Origin of the sequence: Stenotrophomonas sp. SMYL20 (genome assembly GCF_036320045.1) — a bacterium.
Taxonomy (GTDB): Bacteria; Pseudomonadota; Gammaproteobacteria; order Xanthomonadales; family Xanthomonadaceae; genus Stenotrophomonas; species Stenotrophomonas maltophilia_A.
On sequence record NZ_JAWIRT010000024.1, the window covers coordinates 14,060 to 35,077 of the forward strand.

Genomic DNA, 21,018 nt, shown 5'->3' on the forward strand with positions numbered 1-21,018 from the left:
CACCCCAGCACGTTACGATTGCGTTGCAGCGCTGTATTTGCGCGAACCAACCGGAGACTTTGCAGATTGTGGCGGCAGCAAGCCGCCGTTCTCCCTGAAGCGCGATGCGGACTGGCCGTAGCGGGCGCGGAACGCACGCGCGAAGCTGCAGCAGTTGTCGAAGCCACTGGCTGCAGCAACTTCGCCGACCATCATGTCGGTGTCACGCAGCAGGTCGGCAGCGCGCTCAAGGCGCAGCCGCGCCGAAAGCGACTGCGGGCTTTCCTCGTACAGGCTCTGGAAGGTCTTGGAGAGATACCAGCTGGAGAAGTTGGTCAGCTCGGCCAGTTCACCGATGCGCACCACGCGGTGGCTGTTGCCTTCCAGGTACAGGCGGGCGCGCTGCATGCGGCCGAACACCTGGCGCTTGCGGCTGCGCGAGCGCCCCGGGCAACGCTGCACGTTGTCGGCCAGCCCACGCTGCAGGCCCGCCAGGTGCAGCAGCAGCGGGCGCAGTGCCTGTGCCGGCTGGCCACTGGCAAGCGCATCGCGCCACAGGCGCAGCGCAACGCGGGCATCGCCACGGTTCATGCGGCCACGCCCGGCATACAGACCGCAATCGGCCATCTCGGCCAGCACGCGCAGCGCTTCGACCGTCAGGTTCAGGCCAACGCACAAGCCGTTGCGACCGGCCTGCACCAGCGGCCGCGACTCCTTCTCGAAGGCGATCCACTCGCCCTGGCGCAAGCGGAAGCGTCCTTCCTTGGCTTCCACCCAGGAGCTGCCGCGCACCTGCATCCACACAGTGAAGCTGCTGCCTGCGGTCTGCAGGCTGCCGAGCCGGGCCACGCCCAGGCAGGTCGGCGCAGCATCGTCGAGCGACCGGTCCAGAGAGACGGTTTGGCCGCGATCGGCCAGCGAGAGTTGACGCATGGGGGCACCACGGATTTGCCTAGTACAGGCCTCCGTTTTGCCAAATCAGGCGGCACCACGTCAGGAAAGTCAGACGAGATCGCCACGAATTCGCGGCGAGGTCGCCACGAAGAAATTACGAAGGCCCATTTCCGTTGAACAACAACAACTTGGAGAACGCCGGAAGCAGCGTCGGCGAGCGCTCGGGCAAACGCATCACACCGATGTCGGCACCGTCGCTGACCGCCATTGCCACGAACAGGGTGCGCCCATCGGCGCCGGCACTCAGCCCGTTGCCGGCACTGAGGCGTTCCGCATCCAGGCAGCGTTCCGGTTCCTCGCGCCCGGCCTGGATCAGCACCAGTGTCGTACCGCAGCGGGTGGACGTACCGAGATAGCCGATCGCACTGTTGCCGGCCACGGTCCAGGCCCGGTACCGCCACCGGCTGGGCTGGTCATCGCTGATCTGCTGCACGCTGCCTGGCGCCAGCGCCGCATCCACCGACCACAGGCCACCTGCCGCCAGGCGGGTGAACAGCACTCGCCCGCTGCTGCGATCGAACCGCGCCTGAGACACGCCCTCGATGCTGGCAAGGCGGCGCCAAGGCTGCACGCTTCGATCAAACAGGCTCAGCCGCGTCTGTTGCTGGTCATCGCGCTCGACTACCAGCAGCTGGTCCGGGTTTGCGCCGTACAGTGCCTGCAGCGGCTGCTCCGACGGTACCGGCAACGGCTGGACGCGTTCGTCACGCGGTGCGATCTCATAGACCACCGTGCGTCCGTGTTCGTCGCGCCCGACCACCAGCAACCGCCGGCTGTCGGCCGACCAGTCCGGTGCCTGACGTGCCTCAGGCCGCAATCCTTCGATAGGCCGCAGCGAATCGGGGCGCTCCATGTCCGCCCACCACAGCGCGAAGCTGCCTGAACGATCGGACGTGAACACCAGTTGGCGTCCATCCGGCGCCGCCATCGGCTGCCCATCCCGACCACTGGATGCAAACAAGCGCTGCGGGGGTGAACCGCCCTCCATCGGCACCTTGAAGATGCCGAACTGCGCGCGGCGGTGAACGAAGGCCAGCATCCCCGCGCGGCGCGCCGTCGCCGGCCATTGTGCGTCGTCGAGCCCGGCGTCGCGCAGCGTGCGGCTCTCGACGTCCAGGTAATACAGGCGCACCTCACTGTCGACACGGCGTCCAAACACGATCGTCCGGCCATCACGCAACCAGGCCCAGCCACGCAGTTCAGCGGCCTCGTTGGTCAGCTGCTCGGGCGTGCCACCCGCGGCCGGCATGCGCCACAGGTCGCCCAGCTGCGGATTGCGCACGAATACCAGCCACTTGCCATCAGGCGAGTAGCGCGGCGCATAGTCGAAGTCATCCTCGGCGACACCGTAGTCCAGCGCCTCCCATTGGCCACTGGCCAGATCAAGCTTGCGGATGCCGCGATGGGCATAGCGCCCCACCATGCTGCCGAACACCAGACCACGGCCGTCCGGCGTCCAGTCGAAACTGAGCAGCTCGGTGCCATCGCACCGTGTGGCCTGGCGTAGGGCACCACCGGTCGCGCTGGCGATCAGCACCTGGCAACCGCCGTTGTTGCTGAACCGCGCGAAGGCGATCTCGCGTCCATCCGGCGACCAGCTCGGGAAGCGATCGACCGAGCCGGCCGGCGGAGCCAGCAGCTGCCGCGCAGGCGCGTTGCCGGAGGTCTGCACCTTGATCGCGCCACCGCCCTGCCCGTCTTCGTTGGCGCCCTCATAGGCCACCAATGAACCATCGGGTGAAAGCGTGGGATAGGTTTCAAAGCCGCTGGTCGCGGTGATCAACCGATAGGGACGCTGCGGGCTGCCGATCACGCGCGTGCCGTTCTCCACGGCCGCGTCCACAGCTGAACTGCTGGCCGGTGCCCGCCGCAGCAGCAGCGCGGTCAGCACCACCACCGTGGCCAGCATCAGCACGCCCAGCACCAGCAGTACGCGCCGGCGGACGTGGCGCCAGCGGCGGCGCGATGCCTGCACGTGTGGCGGCATCACCTCGGCGATGGCCATCGCCGGTTGCATGTCCACGATTTCGTCATCGGCTCCCGCGGGCGGCGCCGGCTCGACATCGTCCAGTACCTGCACCGGCACCAGCAGGCGATAGCCGGTCTTGGCGATGGTCTCGATATAGGCCTGGCCGTTGTCGTCGTCGTTGCTGAACGCCTTGCGCAGCTGGGTGACGGCCTGGGTAAGCACATCATTGGTCGGCAGCGTGTCCGGCCAGACTTCCGCGAACAGTTCATCGCGGGTGACAACACGCCCCGGCTGGCGCAGCAGCACACGCAGCACGCCCAGCGCCTTCGGCGTCAGCCGACGCGGGCGACGCGCACCGACGACCTCGACTTCGCGCGAGGACAGAGTGACAGTGCACTCTCCTATCCGGATCCGATCGAATCCGGGGGGCTGGTTTTCACTGCTGTTCATTTTCCGCTACACAGTAGAGACAGGTCCGGGGCAGCGTTTGCCTTCGATACCCTCCCGTCCTGGGAACAGCAAAAAGCCAGACTCCGCACAAAGCATCGGCGCATACCGCAAAAACAATGAAGCGGGCGAATACTAGCCTATGCGGGTTACCTCGCCTATCGCGTGGTCGACATCCAGGCTCTCTCTCGCCGACGCATTCACATAATTTGCTGCACCATTCGCGCCCTGCGGGGCGCGAAATTTTTATCTGGCGTTCATTTTCACATGCGCCGCAGCATGGTCAATCCAACCAGTCGCGAAACCACCAAAGCTACGTACATCACGCCTGAAAACTGCTCCAGCATCACCAAGGCGCGCGCCTGCGGATGCAGTGGCACAACGTCGCTCAAGCCAACACCCGAGAGCAAACTGAAGCTCAGATAAAGAAGCTCCATCCAGGTGCGCTGCGCGCCACCACCGGTGCCCTGGAAACTGCCCGGATACCATTGCTGGCACACGGCGAAAGCAAACGCGAAGGCCCACGCCAGCAACGTGAATGTCGCACCTGCTGCGAACAGTTCATCGCGGGTGACTTTATGGTCCTGGAGCATGTAGGCGATGAGCGCACCGGCCGTATAGAAGTACAGCAGGCTTTCCAGCAGCTGCGCGGTGGTCAGCAGCGCACTGCGATCCAGCAGTGCGCCGGCCAGCGAGAACACCACCGAAGGAATGGCCAGCAGCAGTGCCAGCCAGGTGCCCAGCGGACTGCGCTGGACCACCCACAGCGCCAGGCCGAGTACCGCCATGCCGAACATGCCCAGCGCCGCACGGCCGCCGGCGGTGTCATCAAGTGCGGGATACAGCAGCACCGCGATCAACTGGGCACCCAGCAGCCAGGCCGAAGGATGGCGGCGGGCAATGGCCAGCCAGCGGGTGGTGATGGCAACGGGCATGGCGTCCTTCCCCAAGGTGATGGGCGGAGGATAGCCGGGAGCGGCGTGATGAGCGGTAGTGCCGGCCACTGGCCGGCACTCTCCCCGGTCCCACGCACGACGGAATGCCGGCCAGCCGCCGGCACTACCCGTTACACGTCAGCCCTGGTGATAGACCTCGGCGCCGGCGGCGCGAAACTCCTTCGACTTCTCCTTCATGCCGGCCTCGGCGTAGTCGCGCACGTCCTGGGTGATCTTCATCGAACAGAAGTGCGGGCCGCACATCGAGCAGAAGTGCGCCAGCTTGTGCGCATCCTTCGGCAGGGTCTCATCATGGAATTCCTTGGCCTTCTCCGGGTCCAGCCCGAGATGGAACTGGTCTTCCCAGCGGAACTCGAAGCGCGCCTTGCTCAGCGCGTTGTCGCGCACCTGCGCGCCGGGGTGTCCCTTGGCCAGGTCGGCCGCATGCGCGGCGATACGGTAGGCCATGATGCCGTCGCGTACGTCCTGGCGGTTGGGCAGGCCGAGGTGCTCCTTCGGCGTCACGTAGCACAGCATCGCCGTACCGAACCAACCGATCATCGCCGCACCGATCGCGCTGGTGATGTGGTCGTAGCCCGGTGCGATGTCGGTGGTCAGGGGGCCCAGCGTATAGAACGGCGCTTCGCCACACTCGCGCAGCTGCTTGTCCATGTTTTCCTTGATCAGCTGCATCGGCACGTGGCCGGGGCCTTCGATCATGGTCTGCACGTCGTGCTTCCAGGCGATCTTCGTCAGTTCGCCCAGCGTCTCCAGCTCACCGAACTGCGCAGCGTCGTTGGCATCGGCGATGCAGCCCGGGCGCAGGCCGTCACCCAGCGAGAAGGTCACGTCATAGGCCTTCATGATTTCGCAGATGTCTTCGAAATGCGTGTAGAGGAAGTTCTCCTTGTGGTGTGCCAGGCACCACTTGGCCATGATCGAGCCACCGCGGCTGACGATGCCGGTGACCCGCTTGGCGGTGAGCGGAACATAGCGCAGCAGCACGCCAGCGTGGATGGTGAAGTAATCCACGCCCTGCTCGGCCTGTTCGATCAGCGTGTCACGGAAAATTTCCCAGGTGAGCGCCTCGGCGCGGCCGTCGACCTTCTCCAGCGCCTGGTAGATCGGCACGGTACCAATCGCCACCGGCGAGTTGCGGATGATCCACTCGCGGGTCTCATGGATGTGCTTGCCAGTGGACAGGTCCATCACCGTGTCACCGCCCCAGCGGATCGCCCACACCAGCTTCTCCACCTCCTCGGCAATGCCCGAGGAAACAGCGCTGTTGCCGATGTTGGCGTTGATCTTGGTCAGGAAATTGCGGCCGATGATCATCGGCTCGCTTTCCGGATGGTTGATGTTGTTGGGCAGCACCGCACGGCCGCGGGCGATTTCGTCGCGCACGAACTCCGGGGTGATGATCTTCTGGATCGAAGCGCCGAACGCCTCGCCCGGGTGCTGCTGCAGCAGCCCGGCATCGCGGATCGCGTCCAGCCGCTGGTTCTCGCGGATGGCGACGAATTCCATTTCCGGCGTGATGATGCCGCGGCGCGCGTAGTGCATCTGGGTGACGTTGGCACCTGCACGCGCACGGCGAGGCAGGCTGCGCGCGGGGAAGCGCACCGCATCGAGCTTCGGGTCATGCTCGCGATCGCGACCGAACGAAGAGCTCAGTCCTTCCAGCCGCTCGGTATCACCGCGTTCTTCCACCCAGCCGCGACGCAGTGCCGGCAAACCAGCGGACAGATCGATGCGCACCTCCGGATCGGTGTACGGGCCCGACGTGTCGTAAACGGTCACCGGTGCATTCTCTTCGCCGCCGAACAAGGTCGGCGTGCGGGTCAGCGCGATCTCGCGCATCGGCACCTGCAGATCCGGGCGTGAACCGGGCACGTGGATCTTGCGCGAGCCGGGAATGGGCCGGGTCACGGATTCGGAGAGTTGCTGGGCCTGTTGCTGCAGGGCGGAGAGCTGTGCGTTCATCGGGCATCGTCCAGGAAGGTCAGGGACGAAGCGGCGGCGCACTGCTGCCGCGCCCGGACGGTCCTTGGGCGGAGTCCGGGCATGGCTGCACTGCAAAGCTTCCCTACGCCGGTATGAGCCGGATCAGGTTCCAAGGGACTGTCTCAACCGTGGCCACATGGCCGCGGTACCCCCGCTTCTTGGTGTGCATTAGAGCATAGAACGCACTGCAGCTCCTGGTGGTTCCATCCACGCACGGCGTGGATCTGCTGTTTCTGTATTAACAGAACCGTGACATCGCATTCAGTAACGTGCACGCGCATCGTGCCGCTGCGGCCGGTGTTTCCCCGCCGCCTCCGCGGCCCCTGCCCGGTCTGTGCTGCATGTCGCCGGCCCCTCGCAGCAAGCTCTGCTCGCTCCCCTCAATCCCTTGATCGGAGAAGCTCCTTCATGGTGTTTCGCGTTTCCATCGCACTGGTTCTGCTTCTGGTGCTGCTTGCCGGTGTTGCACCCGGCCCCTTCAATACCGTGGTGCAGTCGGTACTGGCCGATGTCATCCGCAGTGTCGGCTGGCTCTATCTTCTGGTCGTGTTCCTGGCACTGACGTTCCTGATGTACCTGGCATTCGGTCGCTTCGGCAACCTGCGCATCGGTGGTGAAGATGCCGAGCCGGAGTTCTCGCGCGCCAGCTGGATGTCGATGCTGTTCGCCGCCGGCATGGGCATCGGCCTGGTGTTCTGGGGCGCCGCCGAGCCGATTTCCCACTTCACCAAGCCTCCGGAAGGCCTCGCACCGCAGAGCATGGACGCGGCGCGGGCTTCGATGCGCTATGCATTCTTCCATTGGGGCCTGCATCCATGGGCAATCTACGCGCTGATCGGCCTGGCGATGGCCTGGTTCCAGTTCAACCGCAATGGCCGTGGACTGGTCAGTGACATGCTGCAACCGATCATCGGCCGGCACCATCGCGGCTGGATCGGACGCGTGGTCAACATCGCCGCGGTTGTTGCCACTGCCATTGGCGTGGCCACCACGCTGGGCTTCGGCACCATCCAGATCGCTGCCGGCATGGAACGCGTGTTCGGCCTGCACGCGGGTGTGCCACTGCAGCTGACCATCATCGCCATCGCGTTCGTGCTGTACATGGCGTCCACCGCCAGCGGAGTCGAGCGCGGGGTGAAGTGGCTGTCCAACTTCAACCTTGCGCTGGCCGCGCTTCTTGCGGCCACCGTACTGGTGCTGGGCCCGACCGGATTCATCTTCGATACGTTCACCACCACACTGGGGTCGTACCTCAACCAGTTGGTGACGATGAGCCTGCGCATGTCGCCGTTCTCGGGCAGCACATGGGTAGCGGACTGGACCATCTTCTACTGGGCGTGGTGGATTTCCTGGGCCCCGTTCGTCGGCTCGTTCATCGCGCGCATCTCGCGTGGGCGCAGCGTCCGCGAGTTCGTCATCGGCGTCGTGCTGGCACCCACGGTGCTGGGCTTCTTCTGGTTCGCGGTGTTTGGTGGTACTGCGCTGTGGGCGCAGATCTTCGGCCACGCCGACCTGGTGCAGGCGCTGGGCAATGGCTATGAAACGGTGCTGTTCACCCTGTTTGACAGCATGCCGCTGCCCTTGCTGCTTTCCTGCATCGCACTGGTGCTGCTGATGATCTTCTTCGTGACATCAGCCGATTCGGCGGTGCTGGTACTGGCCAGCATGTCCACTGACGAGGCAGGCGATCCGCCGTTGAAGCGCAAGCTGGCCTGGGGCATCGCGGTGGCGCTGATCGCAGCGGTGTTGCTGCTGGCCGGTGGCCTGGATGCACTGCAGGGCATGATCACGATTGCGGCGTTGCCATTCGCGCTGCTGATGGTGCTGGTGATGGTGTCGCTGTACCGGGTGCTGGACCAGGAGTACACGCGGGAGCGGCGGCAGGCGCAGCGCCAGCGGCACATGATCGATGCGTGGATCGCACGGGAGATGGCGGCGCAGGAGGAGACCCAGGCGGAGGCGGCGCGCGCGCACGATCAGGATTGAGTGGGTTTTGCAGCCTGCGGCTGCACCGCTTCTTTCAAGCAAGTGCAGATTCAAAAGCCAGAGCGGCTCTGGGTTGCTGCTTGCTTGGCGGGGAGGGGGCAGATGGCGGGACACGCCGCAAGTACGTCCCTGTAGGCTCGGCCACGGCATCCATGCCGTGGACGGTCCCGCCATCTGCCCCCTCCCCGCCTCCGACAGTTTCCCGGTGGCGGTGGGTTTTCCACGCTATGCGTGGATGAGGTGTATCGGAAAACAAGAAGGGGTCGGATTCGTTTTCCTCCGGAAAATGGATCCGCCCCCTACTCACAGCACGCGGCTGTTGCCATTGCCTTTGCTCTTGATCTTCTTCTTTCTCTTCCTGCGGTGGCAGCCACAGGAAACTGTCCGTGGCCGGGCGGGTGGATTGGCTGGGGGCATGAGCCGCATGGATGCGGCGACCGAGCTTACATGGACGTACTTGCAGCGGCCCCCAGACAATCCACCCGCCCGGCCAAACCCAGCTTTACGGAATCCACCGCAGAGGGGGCTGCGCCCGGTGGCCGGGAAACCTCAATACCCCGCCGCCTGCCCATCCTTTCGACTCTCAGACGCACCGTAGTAAACGCCGGATTCCGGATCACGCATGATCGCCTGATACCCACCATACGGACCGTCGGCGAACACGATGCGATGCCCCTTGCGCATCAACGCACGCACCGTTTCATACGGGAAGCCGGTTTCCAGATTCACTTCACCACCGTCGGTCATCGCCGTGGCCTGACCTGTCGGTTCAGTCGAGCCCTCATGCTGGATGCGCGGTGCATCACCGGCTTCCTGCAGGTTCATGCCGAAATCCACCAGGTTCATCACGATCTGCGCGTGGCCCTGCGGCTGCATCGCGCCGCCCATCACGCCGAAGCTGGCATACGGCTTGCCGCCCTTGGTGATGAACCCCGGGATGATGGTCTGGAATGGACGCTTGCCCGGCGCGTAGCCGTTGGGATGGTTCTTCTGCAGCACGAACATCTCGCCACGATCCTGCAGGATGAAGCCCAGCCCCGGCGGCGCCATACCGCTGCCCATGCCGCGGTAGTTGGACTGGATCAGCGACACCATCATGCCGTCGGCGTCGGCCACGGTCATGTAGATGGTGTCGCCTTCTTCCAGCTGCTTCGGCGTGCCCGGCTGCACTTCCTTCAGCGCCTTGTCCATCGAGATCAGTGCGCGGCGCTGTGCGGCGTAGTCCTTGGAAATCAGCTTCTGCACCGGCGCCGGCTGGAACGCCATGTCGGCATAGAAGCGCGCGCGGTCGGCGAAGGCCAGCTTCTTCGCTTCAACGAACAGGTGCACATGCTCCGGTGAACCGAACGGGATCTTCGAGAAGTCGTAGCCTTCCAGCACGTTGAGGATCTGCAGCGCGGCGATGCCCTGGCTGTTCGGCGGCAGCTCCCACACGTCGTAGCCACGGTAGTTGCTGCTGACCGGTTCGACCCACTCACCGTGGTGGTCGGCCATGTCCTGGTAGCTCAGGAAGCCGCCGTTGGCCTTGAAGTAGTCGCCGATGGTGCGGGCGATATCGCCCTTGTAGAAGGCATCACGACCGCCGTCGGCGATTTTCTGCAGCGTGCTGGCCAGATTCGGGTTCTTCCACATCTCGCCCTTGCGCGGGGCATGGCCGTTGATCGTGAACTGTTCCTTGAAGCCCGGGTACTGCGACAGCTTGGGCACCGAGCGGTCCCAGTAGTAGGCGATCACCTCGGCCACCGGATGGCCCTCGCGGGCGTAGCGGATCGCCGGCGCCAGGTTGTCGGCCATCGGCTTGCGGCCGAAGCGGTCGTGCAGCGCGAACCAGCCATCGACTGCGCCGGGCACGGAGACCGGCAGCGGGCCGGTAGCCGGGATGTCCTTCAGGCCACGGCGCTGGAACTCGGCCAGGGTGAGCGACTTCGGCGAACGGCCCGAACCGTTGTAGCCATAGAGCTTCTGCGTCTTCGGGTCCCAGACGATGGCGAACAGGTCGCCCCCGATGCCGTTGCCGGTGGGCTCCATCAGGCCGAGCGCGGCGTTGGCGGCAATCGCCGCGTCCACCGCCGAGCCACCGCCCTTCATCACGTCCAGCGCGATCTGGGTGGCCAGCGGCTGCGAGGTGGCGGCCATCGCATGCGGGGCGATCACCTCCGAACGGGTGGCAAAGGTGTGGCCGGTGATGCGGTCGGCGGCAGAAGACAGTGCGGGCACAGCGGCCAGTAGAGCAGCGGCCAGCAGGGAACGGGCAAGGCGTCGGGACACGGTCGGGTTCCGATGGAAGGGTGGTCCCTCGATCTTCGCCGCTGCGGCCTGCATGCGGTATCGGGCAGAGGTCATGGACGTTGATCCTGGGGTGGGTGCGGAAGGTCCGCCCCCACCAAGGCGAAAATCCGCCGAATTCCGCGCAAAAACTGCCCTGAAAGGAGTGAATTCGGGTTCACCGAAACACTTTCAGCGGCAACCATCCTTGTGCCGCAAGCGATTGCGCTGGATGCAGCGGAAACCGATGGAAAATCCGTTGCGAGGGTTGACAGCGCCGAAACGGCTGTGTTTATCTCGATCACATGTTGCATCACAACACGCCACCGCGAACCCACATCGAAGCCGCCGACACCGGCGCCGCCTCGCTGCGTTCGATTCTTGTGCTCGTACTTATTACCCAACCAACAGGTGCGGGACGAGCCAGCGTGTAAGCAACAAACACACCGGAACTCTTCAAAAACCCGCACCCGCCCCGGTGCGGGTTTTTTCATTTCAGAACCTGGTTTCAGACGCAACCACCATGCACAACGCCGATCGCACAACCCGGACCTGCACCACCGCGACGCCTCGTGGTGGCTGTGCCTGTGCAACGCGCGGCGCCTCCTCCACCGCTTTCCCCTGACCGGCCGGCACGTCACCTCGACGACCGGCCGTTCTTTTTTCTTCCCACCGCAAGGAACCTCCCCCATGAGCACCAACGACCTGCCCCAGACCAAGATCGCCGTCATCGGCTACGGCAGCCAGGGCCGCGCCCACGCGCTGAACCTGCGTGAATCCGGCTTCGATGTGGTGGTAGGCCTGCGTCCGGGCGGCCCGACCGAAGCCAAGGCGCAGGCCGATGGCTTCACCGTGATCGCGCCCGCTGAAGCGGTGAAAGACGCCGACCTGGTCGCCGTGCTGACCCCGGACATGGTGCAGAAGAAGCTCTACAACGACGTGCTGGCGCCGAACATGAAGCAGGGCGCCTGCCTGCTGTTCGCGCATGGCCTGAACGTGCACTACGGCATGATCGAGCCGCGCGCCGACCTGGACGTGGTGCTGGTTGCGCCGAAGGGCCCGGGTGCGCTGGTGCGTCGTGAGTATGAGATCGGGCGCGGCGTACCGTGCATCTGGGCGGTCTACCAGGATGTCAGCGGCAAGGCTGCGCAGCACGCGCAGGCCTATGCGGCCGGCCTCGGCGGCGCTCGCGCCAACCTGATCCAGACCACCTTCAAGGAAGAGACCGAGACCGATCTGTTCGGCGAGCAGGCGGTGCTGTGCGGCGGTGCCTCGGCACTGGTGCAGGCCGGTTTCGAAACCCTGGTCGAAGCCGGTTACCAGCCGGAGATCGCCTATTACGAAGTGCTGCACGAACTGAAGCTGATCGTGGACCTGTTCTACGAAGGCGGCATCTCGCGCATGCTGGAGTTCATCTCCGAGACCGCGCAGTACGGCGACTACGTCAGCGGCCCGCGGGTGATCGACGCCGGCACCAAGGCACGCATGAAGGAAGTGCTGAAGGACATCCAGGACGGCACCTTCACCAAGAACTGGGTGGCCGAGTACGAAGCGGGCCTGCCGAACTACAACAGGTTCAAGCAGGCCGACCTGGAGCACCCGATCGAAAAGGTAGGCAAGGAACTGCGCGCCAAGATGGTCTGGTTGCAAGGACAGGCCGCGTAACCGCGCGGCCCTCCCCCACCCGCTTTGCAAGGTTCCCCCATGAACTCTTCGACACATCGCAGCGCGCCGCCCAACGGCGCGCGCTGGCTGACCCAGGCGCTGGAGGCCGAAGGCGTCCGCACGCTGTTCGGCTATCCCGGTGGCACCATCATGCCGTTCTACGACGCGCTGGTGGATTCGTCGCTGAAGCACATCCTGGTACGCCATGAGCAGGGCGCGGCGCTGGCCGCCAACGGTTTTGCCCGCGCCAGCAACCAGGTGGGTGTCTGCGTGGCCACCTCCGGCCCGGGCGCCTCCAACCTGGTCACCGGCATTGCCGATGCGATGCTGGATTCGGTACCGATGGTCTGCATCACCGGTCAGGTCGGCACGCCGCTGCTGGGCACCGACGCCTTCCAGGAACTGGATGTGTTCGGCCTGACGATGCCGATCGTCAAGCACAGCTGGCTGGTGCGCAGCGTCGATGACCTGCCGCGCGTGGTCGCCGATGCGTTCCGCATCGCCCGCGAAGGCCGGCCCGGCCCGGTGCTGATCGACCTGCCCAAGGACGTGCAGCTGGCCGATGCCAGTCATCTGCCAGCGCACGTGCCGAGCAGCATCGAGCCGCCGCCTGCGCCGGCCGAAGCGGCCATCGCCGAGGCCATCGCCGCACTGGCAGCCGCCGAAAAGCCGGTGGTCTACGCCGGTGGGGGCATCGCGCTGGGCGACGCGGTGCAGGACCTGCGCGACTTCGTCGAGGCCAGTGCCATCCCCACGGTGATGACCCTGCGTGGGCTGGGCGCACTGCCGGCCAACCACCCGCAGTCGCTGGGCATGCTGGGCATGCACGGTACCCGCGCGGCCAACATGGCGGTGCAGGAAAGCGACCTGCTGCTGGTGCTGGGTGCGCGCTTCGACGACCGTGCCACCGGCAAGCTGGCCGAGTTCGCACCGTTCGCCCGCGTCGTCCACATCGACGCCGACGCCTACGAGATCTCCAAGCTGCGCAGCGCCGACGTCGCCGTGCCCGGCAACGTCGGCCATGCCATCCGCGCCCTGCGTGCGGCCTTCCCCTCCCCCAAGGCCCACCAGGACGCATGGCGCAAGCGCTGTGCACAGCATCGCGATCGCTTCGCCGCACGCTACGACGCGCCGGGCCAGCACATCTACGCACCGGCCCTGCTGAAGCGCCTGAGTGAGCTGGCACCGGCCGATGCGGTGATCGCCTGCGATGTCGGCCAGCACCAGATGTGGGTCGCCCAGCACTGCCGTTTCAACCACCCGCGCAATCATCTGACCAGTGGCGCGCTGGGCACCATGGGCTTCGGCCTGCCGGCCGCGATGGGTGCGCAGTTCGCCTGCCCCGAGCGCACCGTGGTGCTGGTCTCCGGCGACGGCAGCTTCATGATGAACGTGCAGGAGCTGGCCACCATCGCGCGTTGCCGCCTGCCGGTGAAAATCGTGCTGCTGGACAACAGTTCGCTGGGCATGGTGCGGCAGTGGCAGGAGCTGTTCTTCGCCGAGCGTTACAGCGAGATCGACCTGTCCGACAACCCGGACTTCGTGGCACTGGCACAGGTGTTCGGCATCGCCGCCACCCGCATCGACAACCGCGACGACGTGGAAGGCGGCCTGGCCGCACTGCTGGCCGAACCAGGCCCGGCGCTGCTGCACGTGGCCATCGATGCACGCGCCAACGTGTGGCCGCTGGTGCCGCCGAACACCGCCAACAGCACGATGCTGGAAAGCAACCCCGCCCATGCCCGCCAGGAGACCCCCAATGCAATACCGGCTTGACCTGGTGCTGCACCCGGCCGAAGGCGCGCTGCTGCGCGTGATCGGCATGGCCGAACGCCGTGGCTTCGCGCCGCGTGCGATCAGTGGTGCGCCGGTGGCCGCCGACGATGGCCGCTGGCACCTGCAGCTGGTGGTGGATGGCCAGCGTCCGGCGGAAACGCTGTGCCGGCAGATCGAGAAGATCTACGACTGCGTGTCCGTGCAGGTCACCGCCGTGGAAGGAGCATCCGTATGAACACCCGTACCGTAGCGACCACGGTGCCGGTACGGAGGCGTCTTCTCCGCCGCCCGTGCCCACATGCGGCGGTCTTCTGCACTGCGCTGGTGGCCCATGCCGGCCGCTGACACCAGCCAGGAAAGTGATGTCGGCGACGTAAGCGTCGCCGACGTACTGGCGGCGCAGGCTCGTCTGCGCCGCTTCCTGCCGCCCACCCCGCTGCACCATGCCGAACGCTTCGGTACCTGGCTGAAGCTGGAGAACCTGCAGCGCACCGGTTCCTACAAGGTACGCGGCGCATTGAATGCGCTGCTGGCCGGCCGCGAGCGCGGCGATACCCGGCCAGTGATCTGCGCCTCGGCCGGCAACCATGCCCAGGGCGTGGCGTGGGCGGCCTACCGCCTGGACGTGCCGGTCATCACCGTGATGCCGCATGGCGCGCCCGCCACCAAGATCGCCGGCGTCGCCCACTGGGGCGCGACCGTGCGCCAGCACGGCACCAGCTATGACGAGGCCTACGCCTTCGCGGTCGAACTGGCACAACGCCACGGCTACCGCTTCCTGTCCGCGTTCGACGATGCCGACGTGATCGCCGGCCAGGGCACGGTCGGCATCGAGCTGGCCGCACACGCGCCGGACGTGGTGATCGTGCCGATCGGCGGCGGCGGGCTGGCCTCCGGCGTTGCGTTGGCACTGAAATCGCAGGGCGTCCGCGTGGTGGGCGCGCAGGTGGAAGGCGTCGATTCGATGGCCCGCGCGATCCGCGGTGACGTGCGCGAGATCGCCCCCGTTGCTTCGCTGGCCGACGGCGTGCGGGTGAAGATTCCCGGCTTCCTGACCCGCCGCCTGTGCACCTCGCTGCTGGACGATGTGGTGATCGTGCGCGAAGCCGAACTGCGCGAAACCCTGGTCCGCCTGGCACTGGAAGAACACATCATCGCCGAGGGCGCCGGTGCGCTGGCGCTGGCCGCCGGCCGCCGCGTCGCCGGCCGCCGCAAGTGTGCGGTGGTCTCCGGCGGCAACATCGATGCCGGCGTCCTGGCCGGCCTGCTCACCGACATCCGCCCGCGCCCGCCACGCAAACCACGGCGACGGCGCAGCGAAACACCGCGCTCGCCCGCCAAGGCCAGCGCCATCGCTTCCCCCACCTCTTCCCCTTCCCCCCTGCAAGCCGTCGCACCCGCTGTCGAGGAGATTTCCCTGTGACCACCATCGAACGAATTACCACCCCGCGCATCCGCATCTTCGACACCACCCTGCGTGACGGCGAGCAGTCCCCCGGCTGCAGCATGAGCCCGCCGCAGAAGCTGGTGATGGCGCGTGCGCTGGACGAACTGGGCGTGGACATCATCGAGACCGGCTTCCCGGCCAGCTCGCAGTCCGACCGTGAGGCGATGGCACTGATCGGCCGCGAACTGCGCCGCCCGAGCCTGACCCTGGCGGTGCTGTCGCGCTGCCTGCAGGCCGACATCGAAACCTCGGCACGTGCGCTGGAGGCCGCTGCCAACCCGCGCCTGCACGTGTTCCTGTCGACCAGCCCGCTGCACCGCGAGCACAAGCTGCGGATGACCCGCGAGCAGGTACTGGAGTCGGTACGCAAGCACGTATCGCTGGCCCGGTCCTATATCGACGATGTCGAATTCTCGGCCGAGGATGCCACCCGCACCGAGCTGGACTACCTGATCGAAGTCGCGCGCGTGGCCATCGCTGCCGGCGCCACCACCATCAACCTGCCCGACACCGTCGGCTTCACCACGCCGGAAGAGATCCGCGCGATGTTCCAGCAGGTCATCGCCGGCGTCGCCGACGTGCCGAATGCCGCCAATGTGATCTTCAGCGCGCACTGCCACAACGACCTGGGCCTGGCCGTGGCCAACTCGCTGGCCGCCATCGAAGGCGGCGCGCGCCAGGTCGAGTGCACCATCAACGGCATCGGCGAGCGCGCCGGCAACTGCTCGCTGGAGGAGATCGCGATGGTGCTGAAGGTGCGCCAGGCCTTCTACGAACAGGACAGCTCGATCAACACCCCGCGCATCGTCGGCACCTCGCAGCTGCTGCAGCGTCTGGTCGGCATGCCGGTACAGCGCAACAAGGCCATCGTCGGTGCCAATGCCTTCGCCCACGAATCGGGCATCCACCAGCACGGCATGCTGCGCCACCGCGGCACCTACGAAATCATGCGTCCGGAAGACGTGGGCTGGGAGGATTCGCAGATGGTGCTGGGCCGCCACAGTGGCCGCGCCGCCGTCGAAGCGCGCCTGCGTGCGCTGGGCTTCTGGCTGGACGAAGACGAACTGAAGCTGGTGTTCGAGCAGTTCAAGGGCCTGTGCGAACAGCAGCGCGTGGTCACCGATGCCGACCTGCAGACGCTGATGCAGGGTGGCTCCAACGCGCAGGGCTATCGCCTGGCGTCGATGACCATCAGCGACGTCGGCAGCCGCGCCAATGCACTGGTCGAACTGTCCGACCCGGACGGCAACCGCGTGGCCGAGACCGCGCAGGGCGATGGCCCGGTCGATGCGCTGTTCGGCGCGCTGTCGGCCGCTACCGGCGTGCAGCTGATGCTGGACAGCTACCACGTGCACAGCGTCGGCATCGGCGCCGATGCGCGCGGCGAAGCCAATCTGAGCGTACGCCACGAGGGCGTGGAGTACGACGGCACCGGCACCAGCAAGGACATCATCGAAGCCTCCGCGCTGGCCTGGCTGGATGTGGCCAACCGCCTGCTGCGCCAGCGCCAGGCTGCCGCCCACAGCAACACCGACGTTGCCACCCCCGCCACCGCCTGAGGACCCCGCCATGAGCGCCTTCGACACCCCCACCCCGGCCAGCGCCGCTGGCCAGCAGTGGAACGCCCAGGATTATGCGATCGACGCCGGCTTCGTGCCGCTGCTCGGCGGCGCGGTATCGCGCCTGCTCGACCCGCGCACCGGTGAACGCATCCTCGACCTGGGCTGTGGCGATGGCGTGCTCAGCACTGAGCTGGCGCTCAGCGGCGCACACATCCACGGCGTGGATGCCTCGCCGGAGCTGGTGATCGCCGCGCGTGCGCGCGGCGTCGATGCGCAGGTGATGGATGGCCACGCGCTGTCGTTCGACAGTGAGTTCGATGCGGTATTCAGCAACGCAGCGCTGCATTGGATGAGCAACCCCGACCGGGTGATGGAAGGTGTGCGCCGCGCCCTGCGCCCCGGTGGCCGCTTCGTTGCCGAGTTCGGCGGCCATGGCAACGTGGCCACGATCATCGCGGCGGTGCAGGCTGCACGCGCGGCCCATGGCCACGGCGCCAGCGCATTCCAGTGGTACTTCCCCACTGCCGATGCCTACGCCGACCGCCTGCGCCAGCATGGCTTCCAGGTGCAGCTGATCGAGTGCACGCCGCGACCGACCGCACTGCCGACCGGCGTGGCCGGCTGGCTGCGGGTATTCGCCGCACCGCTGCTGGACGACCTGCCAGCCGAGGCACGCGCCACCGTGCGCGAGGCCGCCACCGTTCTGCTGGCCGAGCTGCCGCGCAACGCCGGCGGTCAGCCGCTGGCCGACTACGTGCGGCTGCGGGTGCTTGCCCGTCGCCGCTGACTTGACCTTTTCGCTATCTTTCCTGATGTCCGCTATTTCGTACTTCTGCCAGGCACACGCATGACTTCCGCACCCCGCACCCTGTACGACAAACTGTGGGACGCCCACGTGGTGGTTCCCGAATCCGACAGCGCGCCCGCCGTGCTGTACATCGACCTGCACCTGATCCACGAGGTGACCTCGCCGCAGGCGTTCACCGAACTGCGCGAGCGCGGCCTGTCGCCGCGCCGCCCGGATCGCACCAAGGCGACGATGGACCACTCCACGCCGACCCTGCCGGCTGCCGCCGATGGCACGCTGCCCTACGCCAGCGCGGCGTCCGAGGCACAGGTCGCCACGCTGGCACGCAACTGCGCAGAGCACGGCATCGAGCTGTTCGACATGGCTTCGGACAACCGCGGCATCGTCCACGTGATCGCGCCCGAGCAGGGCTTCACCCAGCCCGGCATGACCATCGTCTGCGGCGACAGCCACACCTCCACCCATGGTGCGTTCGGTTCGCTGGCCTTCGGCATCGGCACCAGCGAGGTCGGCCACGTGCTGGCCACGCAGTGCCTGCTGCAGCGCAAGGCGAAGACCTTCGCGATCACCGTCGACGGCCCGCTGGCGCCGGGCGTCGGCGCCAAGGACGTGGTCCTGCACATCATCGGCGTGATCGGCGTCAACGGCGGCACCGGCCACGTGATCGAATTCCGTGGCAGCACCATCGAAGCGATGGACATGGAACAGCGCATGACCCTGTGCAACATGTCGATCGAGGCCGGCGCACGCGCCGGTATGGTCGCCCCCGACCAGGTCACCTTCGACTTCGTCGCCAACACTCCGCGCGGCCCCAAGGGCGCCGACTTCGATGCCGCCGTTGCCCGCTGGCAGCAGCTGCGCAGCGATGAGGGCGCGCGCTTCGACAGCGAAGTGCGCATCGACGCTGCCGACATCCGCCCGACCCTGACCTGGGGCACGCACCCGGGCACCGCCATCGCGGTGGATGCGCCGATTCCGGCGGCCAACGATGCCGCCGCACAGAAGGGCCTGGACTACATGCACTTCCAGGCCGGCAAGGCGCTGGCCGGCACGCCGGTGGATGTGGTGTTCGTCGGTTCGTGCACCAACGGCCGCCTGAGCGACATGCGCGAAGTGGCGCAGGTGCTGCGCGGCCGTCGTGTCGCTGACCGGGTGCGCATGCTGGTGGTGCCCGGTTCGGAGATCGTCAAGCGCGAGGCCGAGGCCGAGGGCATCCATGAGATCGTGCGCGCGGCCGGTGCAGAATGGCGCGAGCCAGGCTGCTCGATGTGCATCGCCATGAACGGTGACCTGGTCGCCCCCGGCCAGCTGGCCGTCAGCACCAGCAACCGCAATTTCGAAGGCCGCCAGGGCCCCGGTTCGCGCACGCTGCTGGCTTCGCCGATGAGCGCCGCCTGGGCCGCGGTGAACGGGCACGTCGCCGATACCCGCGAACTGTTCGCACAGGAGGTGGCGTGATGGCCGGTTTCCGTACCCTGACCTCGTCCAGCGTGGTACTGGCGCAGACCAACATCGACACCGACCAGATCATCCCGGCGCGGTTCCTGTCCACCACCGAACGTGCCGGCCTCGGCCGCAACGCGTTCAATGACTGGCGCTGGCAGGCCGACGGTTCCCCGGTGGCCGACTTCGCCTTCAACCAGCCACACAACGCCGGCCGCAGCATCCTGCTGGCGGGCCGCAACTTCGGCTGCGGTTCCTCGCGCGAGCATGCACCATGGGCGCTGACCGACCTCGGCCTGCGTGCCATCGTCAGCAGCGAGATCGCCGACATCTTCCGCGGCAACGCGCTGAAGAACGGCCTGCTGCCGATCGTGCTGGACGAGGCCGATGTGCAGGCGCTGATGCAGCGCCCGGACGACGAGCTGACCATCGACGTGGCCGCGCGCGAACTGCGCACGCCCGATGGTCGCGTCTATTCCTTCCCGCTGGATGGCTTCTCGCAGACCTGCCTGCTGGAAGGTGTCGACCAGTTGGGGTATCTGTTGGGCCGTGTCCCTGAAATCGAACGCTACGAGAGTGAGCATGCACGCTGAAATTGTTGTCCTGCCCGGTGATGGCATTGGCCCGGAAGTGGCCGCCGCGGCAGTCGCCGTCCTGAAGGCCGTCGCCGAACGCTTCAACCACACCTTCACCTTCAGCGAGCACGACATCGGTGGCGTCGCCATCGATCGCCATGGCGAGCCACTGCCCGCCTCTACGTTGACCGCCTGCCAGGCCGCCAACGCCGTACTGCTGGGTGCAGTCGGCGGCCCGAAGTGGTCCGACCCGAATGCCAAGGTGCGCCCGGAGCAGGGCCTGCTGGCGATCCGCAAGGCGCTGGGCCTGTATGCCAACCTGCGCCCGGTGCGTACCCATGAAGCCGCCCTGCACGCCTCGCCGATCAAGGCCGAGCTGCTGCAGGGGGTGGACTTCGTGGTGGTGCGCGAGCTGACCGGCGGCATTTACTTCGGCGACAAGACCCGCGACGCCGACAGCGCCAGCGATCTGTGCCGCTACACCGTAGCCGAGATCGAGCGCGTGCTGCGCAGTGCGTTCCGTCTGGCGCAACAGCGTCGCGGCAAGGTCACCTCGGTGGACAAGGCCAATGTGCTGGAAACCTCGCGCCTGTGGCGTGACGTGGCCGCGCGCATCGGCCGCGAGGAGTTCCCGGACGTTGCGCTGGAGCACCAGCTGGTCGATTCAATGGCGATGCACCTGCTGGCCAAGCCGCGCGAGTACGACGTGATCGTCACCGAGAACATGTTCGGCGACATCCTCACCGATGAGGCGTCGATGCTGGCCGGCTCGCTGGGCCTGCTGCCGTCGGCCTCGCTGGGCGAACCCGGTGCGGTCGGTATCTACGAGCCCATCCACGGTTCGGCCCCGGACATCGCCGGCAAGGGCATCGCCAACCCGTACGCGACGATCTTCAGCGCCGCGATGCTGCTGCGCCATTCGCTGGGCCTGGAAGCCGAGGCTGCTGCGGTGGAAGCTGCCGTCCACGCCGTGCTGGACGATGGCGTGTTCACCGCCGATCTGGCCGCCAAGGGCCAGGCGGTGAGTACCGCCGCTGCGACAGATGCGGTGCTGGCGAAGCTCAACTGATCCGATAGCGCCACGCCATGCGTGGCGCCCCTCCCTTTGGACATTGTGCGCAGCCACCCATGGGGTGGCTCTACTGTAGATCCACGCCATGCGTGGATGCGCCATCCGTGCCAACCAAGGTTGGCACCCACCAC

At 66.6% G+C, this 21,018-nt stretch carries 15 protein-coding genes and 1 riboswitch; of the genes, 10 read left to right on the top strand and 5 right to left on the bottom strand.

Features of this window, described 5'->3' with window-relative positions:
* Positions 1 to 12 precede the first annotated feature (12 nt).
* The 4 genes from V3B48_RS17170 to thiC form a co-directional block, all read right to left on the bottom strand.
* Entirely contained in the window at positions 13 to 912 is a 900-nt protein-coding gene (locus V3B48_RS17170) for a helix-turn-helix transcriptional regulator (RefSeq protein ID WP_032128400.1), read from the bottom strand.
* A gap of 115 nt (positions 913 to 1,027) precedes the next feature.
* Positions 1,028 to 3,352, bottom strand: a complete 2,325-nt coding sequence (locus tag V3B48_RS17175) for a winged helix-turn-helix domain-containing protein (RefSeq protein ID WP_197616263.1) — start codon at positions 3,350 to 3,352, stop codon at positions 1,028 to 1,030.
* A 260-nt stretch (positions 3,353 to 3,612) separates the two neighbouring features.
* Positions 3,613 to 4,284: an ion channel gene (locus V3B48_RS17180; protein WP_032128402.1), complete on the bottom strand. Its 672-nt coding sequence runs from the start codon at positions 4,282 to 4,284 to the stop codon at positions 3,613 to 3,615.
* A gap of 138 nt (positions 4,285 to 4,422) precedes the next feature.
* Positions 4,423 to 6,267: a phosphomethylpyrimidine synthase ThiC gene (thiC, locus tag V3B48_RS17185; RefSeq protein WP_049461385.1), complete on the bottom strand. Its 1,845-nt coding sequence runs from the start codon at positions 6,265 to 6,267 to the stop codon at positions 4,423 to 4,425.
* A gap of 82 nt (positions 6,268 to 6,349) precedes the next feature.
* Positions 6,350 to 6,451, bottom strand: a riboswitch (TPP riboswitch).
* Positions 6,452 to 6,696: 245 nt separating this feature from the next.
* Between thiC and V3B48_RS17190 the strand changes: the two genes are divergently transcribed.
* On the top strand, positions 6,697 to 8,274 hold the full coding sequence (locus V3B48_RS17190) for a BCCT family transporter (protein WP_329894129.1): 1,578 nt from the start codon (positions 6,697 to 6,699) through the stop codon (positions 8,272 to 8,274).
* A gap of 549 nt (positions 8,275 to 8,823) precedes the next feature.
* Here the strand turns inward: V3B48_RS17190 and ggt are convergent.
* Positions 8,824 to 10,617 (bottom strand): gamma-glutamyltransferase, encoded by a 1,794-nt coding sequence (ggt, locus tag V3B48_RS17195; protein WP_239509230.1) that lies wholly within the window; start codon positions 10,615 to 10,617, stop codon positions 8,824 to 8,826.
* A 612-nt stretch (positions 10,618 to 11,229) separates the two neighbouring features.
* Between ggt and ilvC the strand changes: the two genes are divergently transcribed.
* The 9 genes from ilvC (at position 11,230) to leuB (ending at position 20,884) form a co-directional block, all read left to right on the top strand.
* On the top strand, positions 11,230 to 12,204 hold the full coding sequence (ilvC, locus tag V3B48_RS17200) for a ketol-acid reductoisomerase (RefSeq protein ID WP_032130453.1): 975 nt from the start codon (positions 11,230 to 11,232) through the stop codon (positions 12,202 to 12,204).
* Positions 12,205 to 12,243: 39 nt separating this feature from the next.
* Positions 12,244 to 13,980, top strand: coding sequence for an acetolactate synthase 2 catalytic subunit (gene ilvG, locus V3B48_RS17205; RefSeq protein WP_049462520.1), 1,737 nt, complete (start codon positions 12,244 to 12,246; stop codon positions 13,978 to 13,980).
* The gene (locus V3B48_RS17210; RefSeq protein WP_014038403.1) at positions 13,964 to 14,215 is read left to right on the top strand and encodes an ACT domain-containing protein; all 252 of its coding nucleotides are present in this window, start codon (positions 13,964 to 13,966) and stop codon (positions 14,213 to 14,215) included. The genes ilvG and V3B48_RS17210 overlap by 17 nt, the downstream gene beginning before the upstream one ends.
* Before the next feature lie 96 nt (positions 14,216 to 14,311).
* A complete protein-coding gene (locus V3B48_RS17215; RefSeq protein ID WP_329894130.1) occupies positions 14,312 to 15,403 on the top strand; it encodes a threonine dehydratase in 1,092 nt (363 codons plus the stop codon).
* The gene (locus V3B48_RS17220; RefSeq protein WP_032130450.1) at positions 15,400 to 16,986 is read left to right on the top strand and encodes a 2-isopropylmalate synthase; all 1,587 of its coding nucleotides are present in this window, start codon (positions 15,400 to 15,402) and stop codon (positions 16,984 to 16,986) included. The genes V3B48_RS17215 and V3B48_RS17220 overlap by 4 nt, the downstream gene beginning before the upstream one ends.
* A 10-nt stretch (positions 16,987 to 16,996) precedes the next feature.
* Positions 16,997 to 17,776, top strand: a complete 780-nt coding sequence (locus tag V3B48_RS17225; protein ID WP_329894131.1) for a methyltransferase domain-containing protein — start codon at positions 16,997 to 16,999, stop codon at positions 17,774 to 17,776.
* 60 nt (positions 17,777 to 17,836) lie between these two features.
* Complete coding sequence (leuC, locus tag V3B48_RS17230) at positions 17,837 to 19,255, top strand: 3-isopropylmalate dehydratase large subunit (RefSeq protein ID WP_329894132.1); 1,419 nt, start codon at positions 17,837 to 17,839, stop codon at positions 19,253 to 19,255.
* Positions 19,255 to 19,833, top strand: a complete 579-nt coding sequence (leuD, locus tag V3B48_RS17235; protein ID WP_125430798.1) for a 3-isopropylmalate dehydratase small subunit — start codon at positions 19,255 to 19,257, stop codon at positions 19,831 to 19,833. Before leuC ends, leuD begins: the two co-directional genes overlap by 1 nt.
* Entirely contained in the window at positions 19,823 to 20,884 is a 1,062-nt protein-coding gene (gene leuB / locus V3B48_RS17240) for a 3-isopropylmalate dehydrogenase (RefSeq protein ID WP_180838222.1), read from the top strand. Before leuD ends, leuB begins: the two co-directional genes overlap by 11 nt.
* Positions 20,885 to 21,018 lie beyond the last annotated feature (134 nt).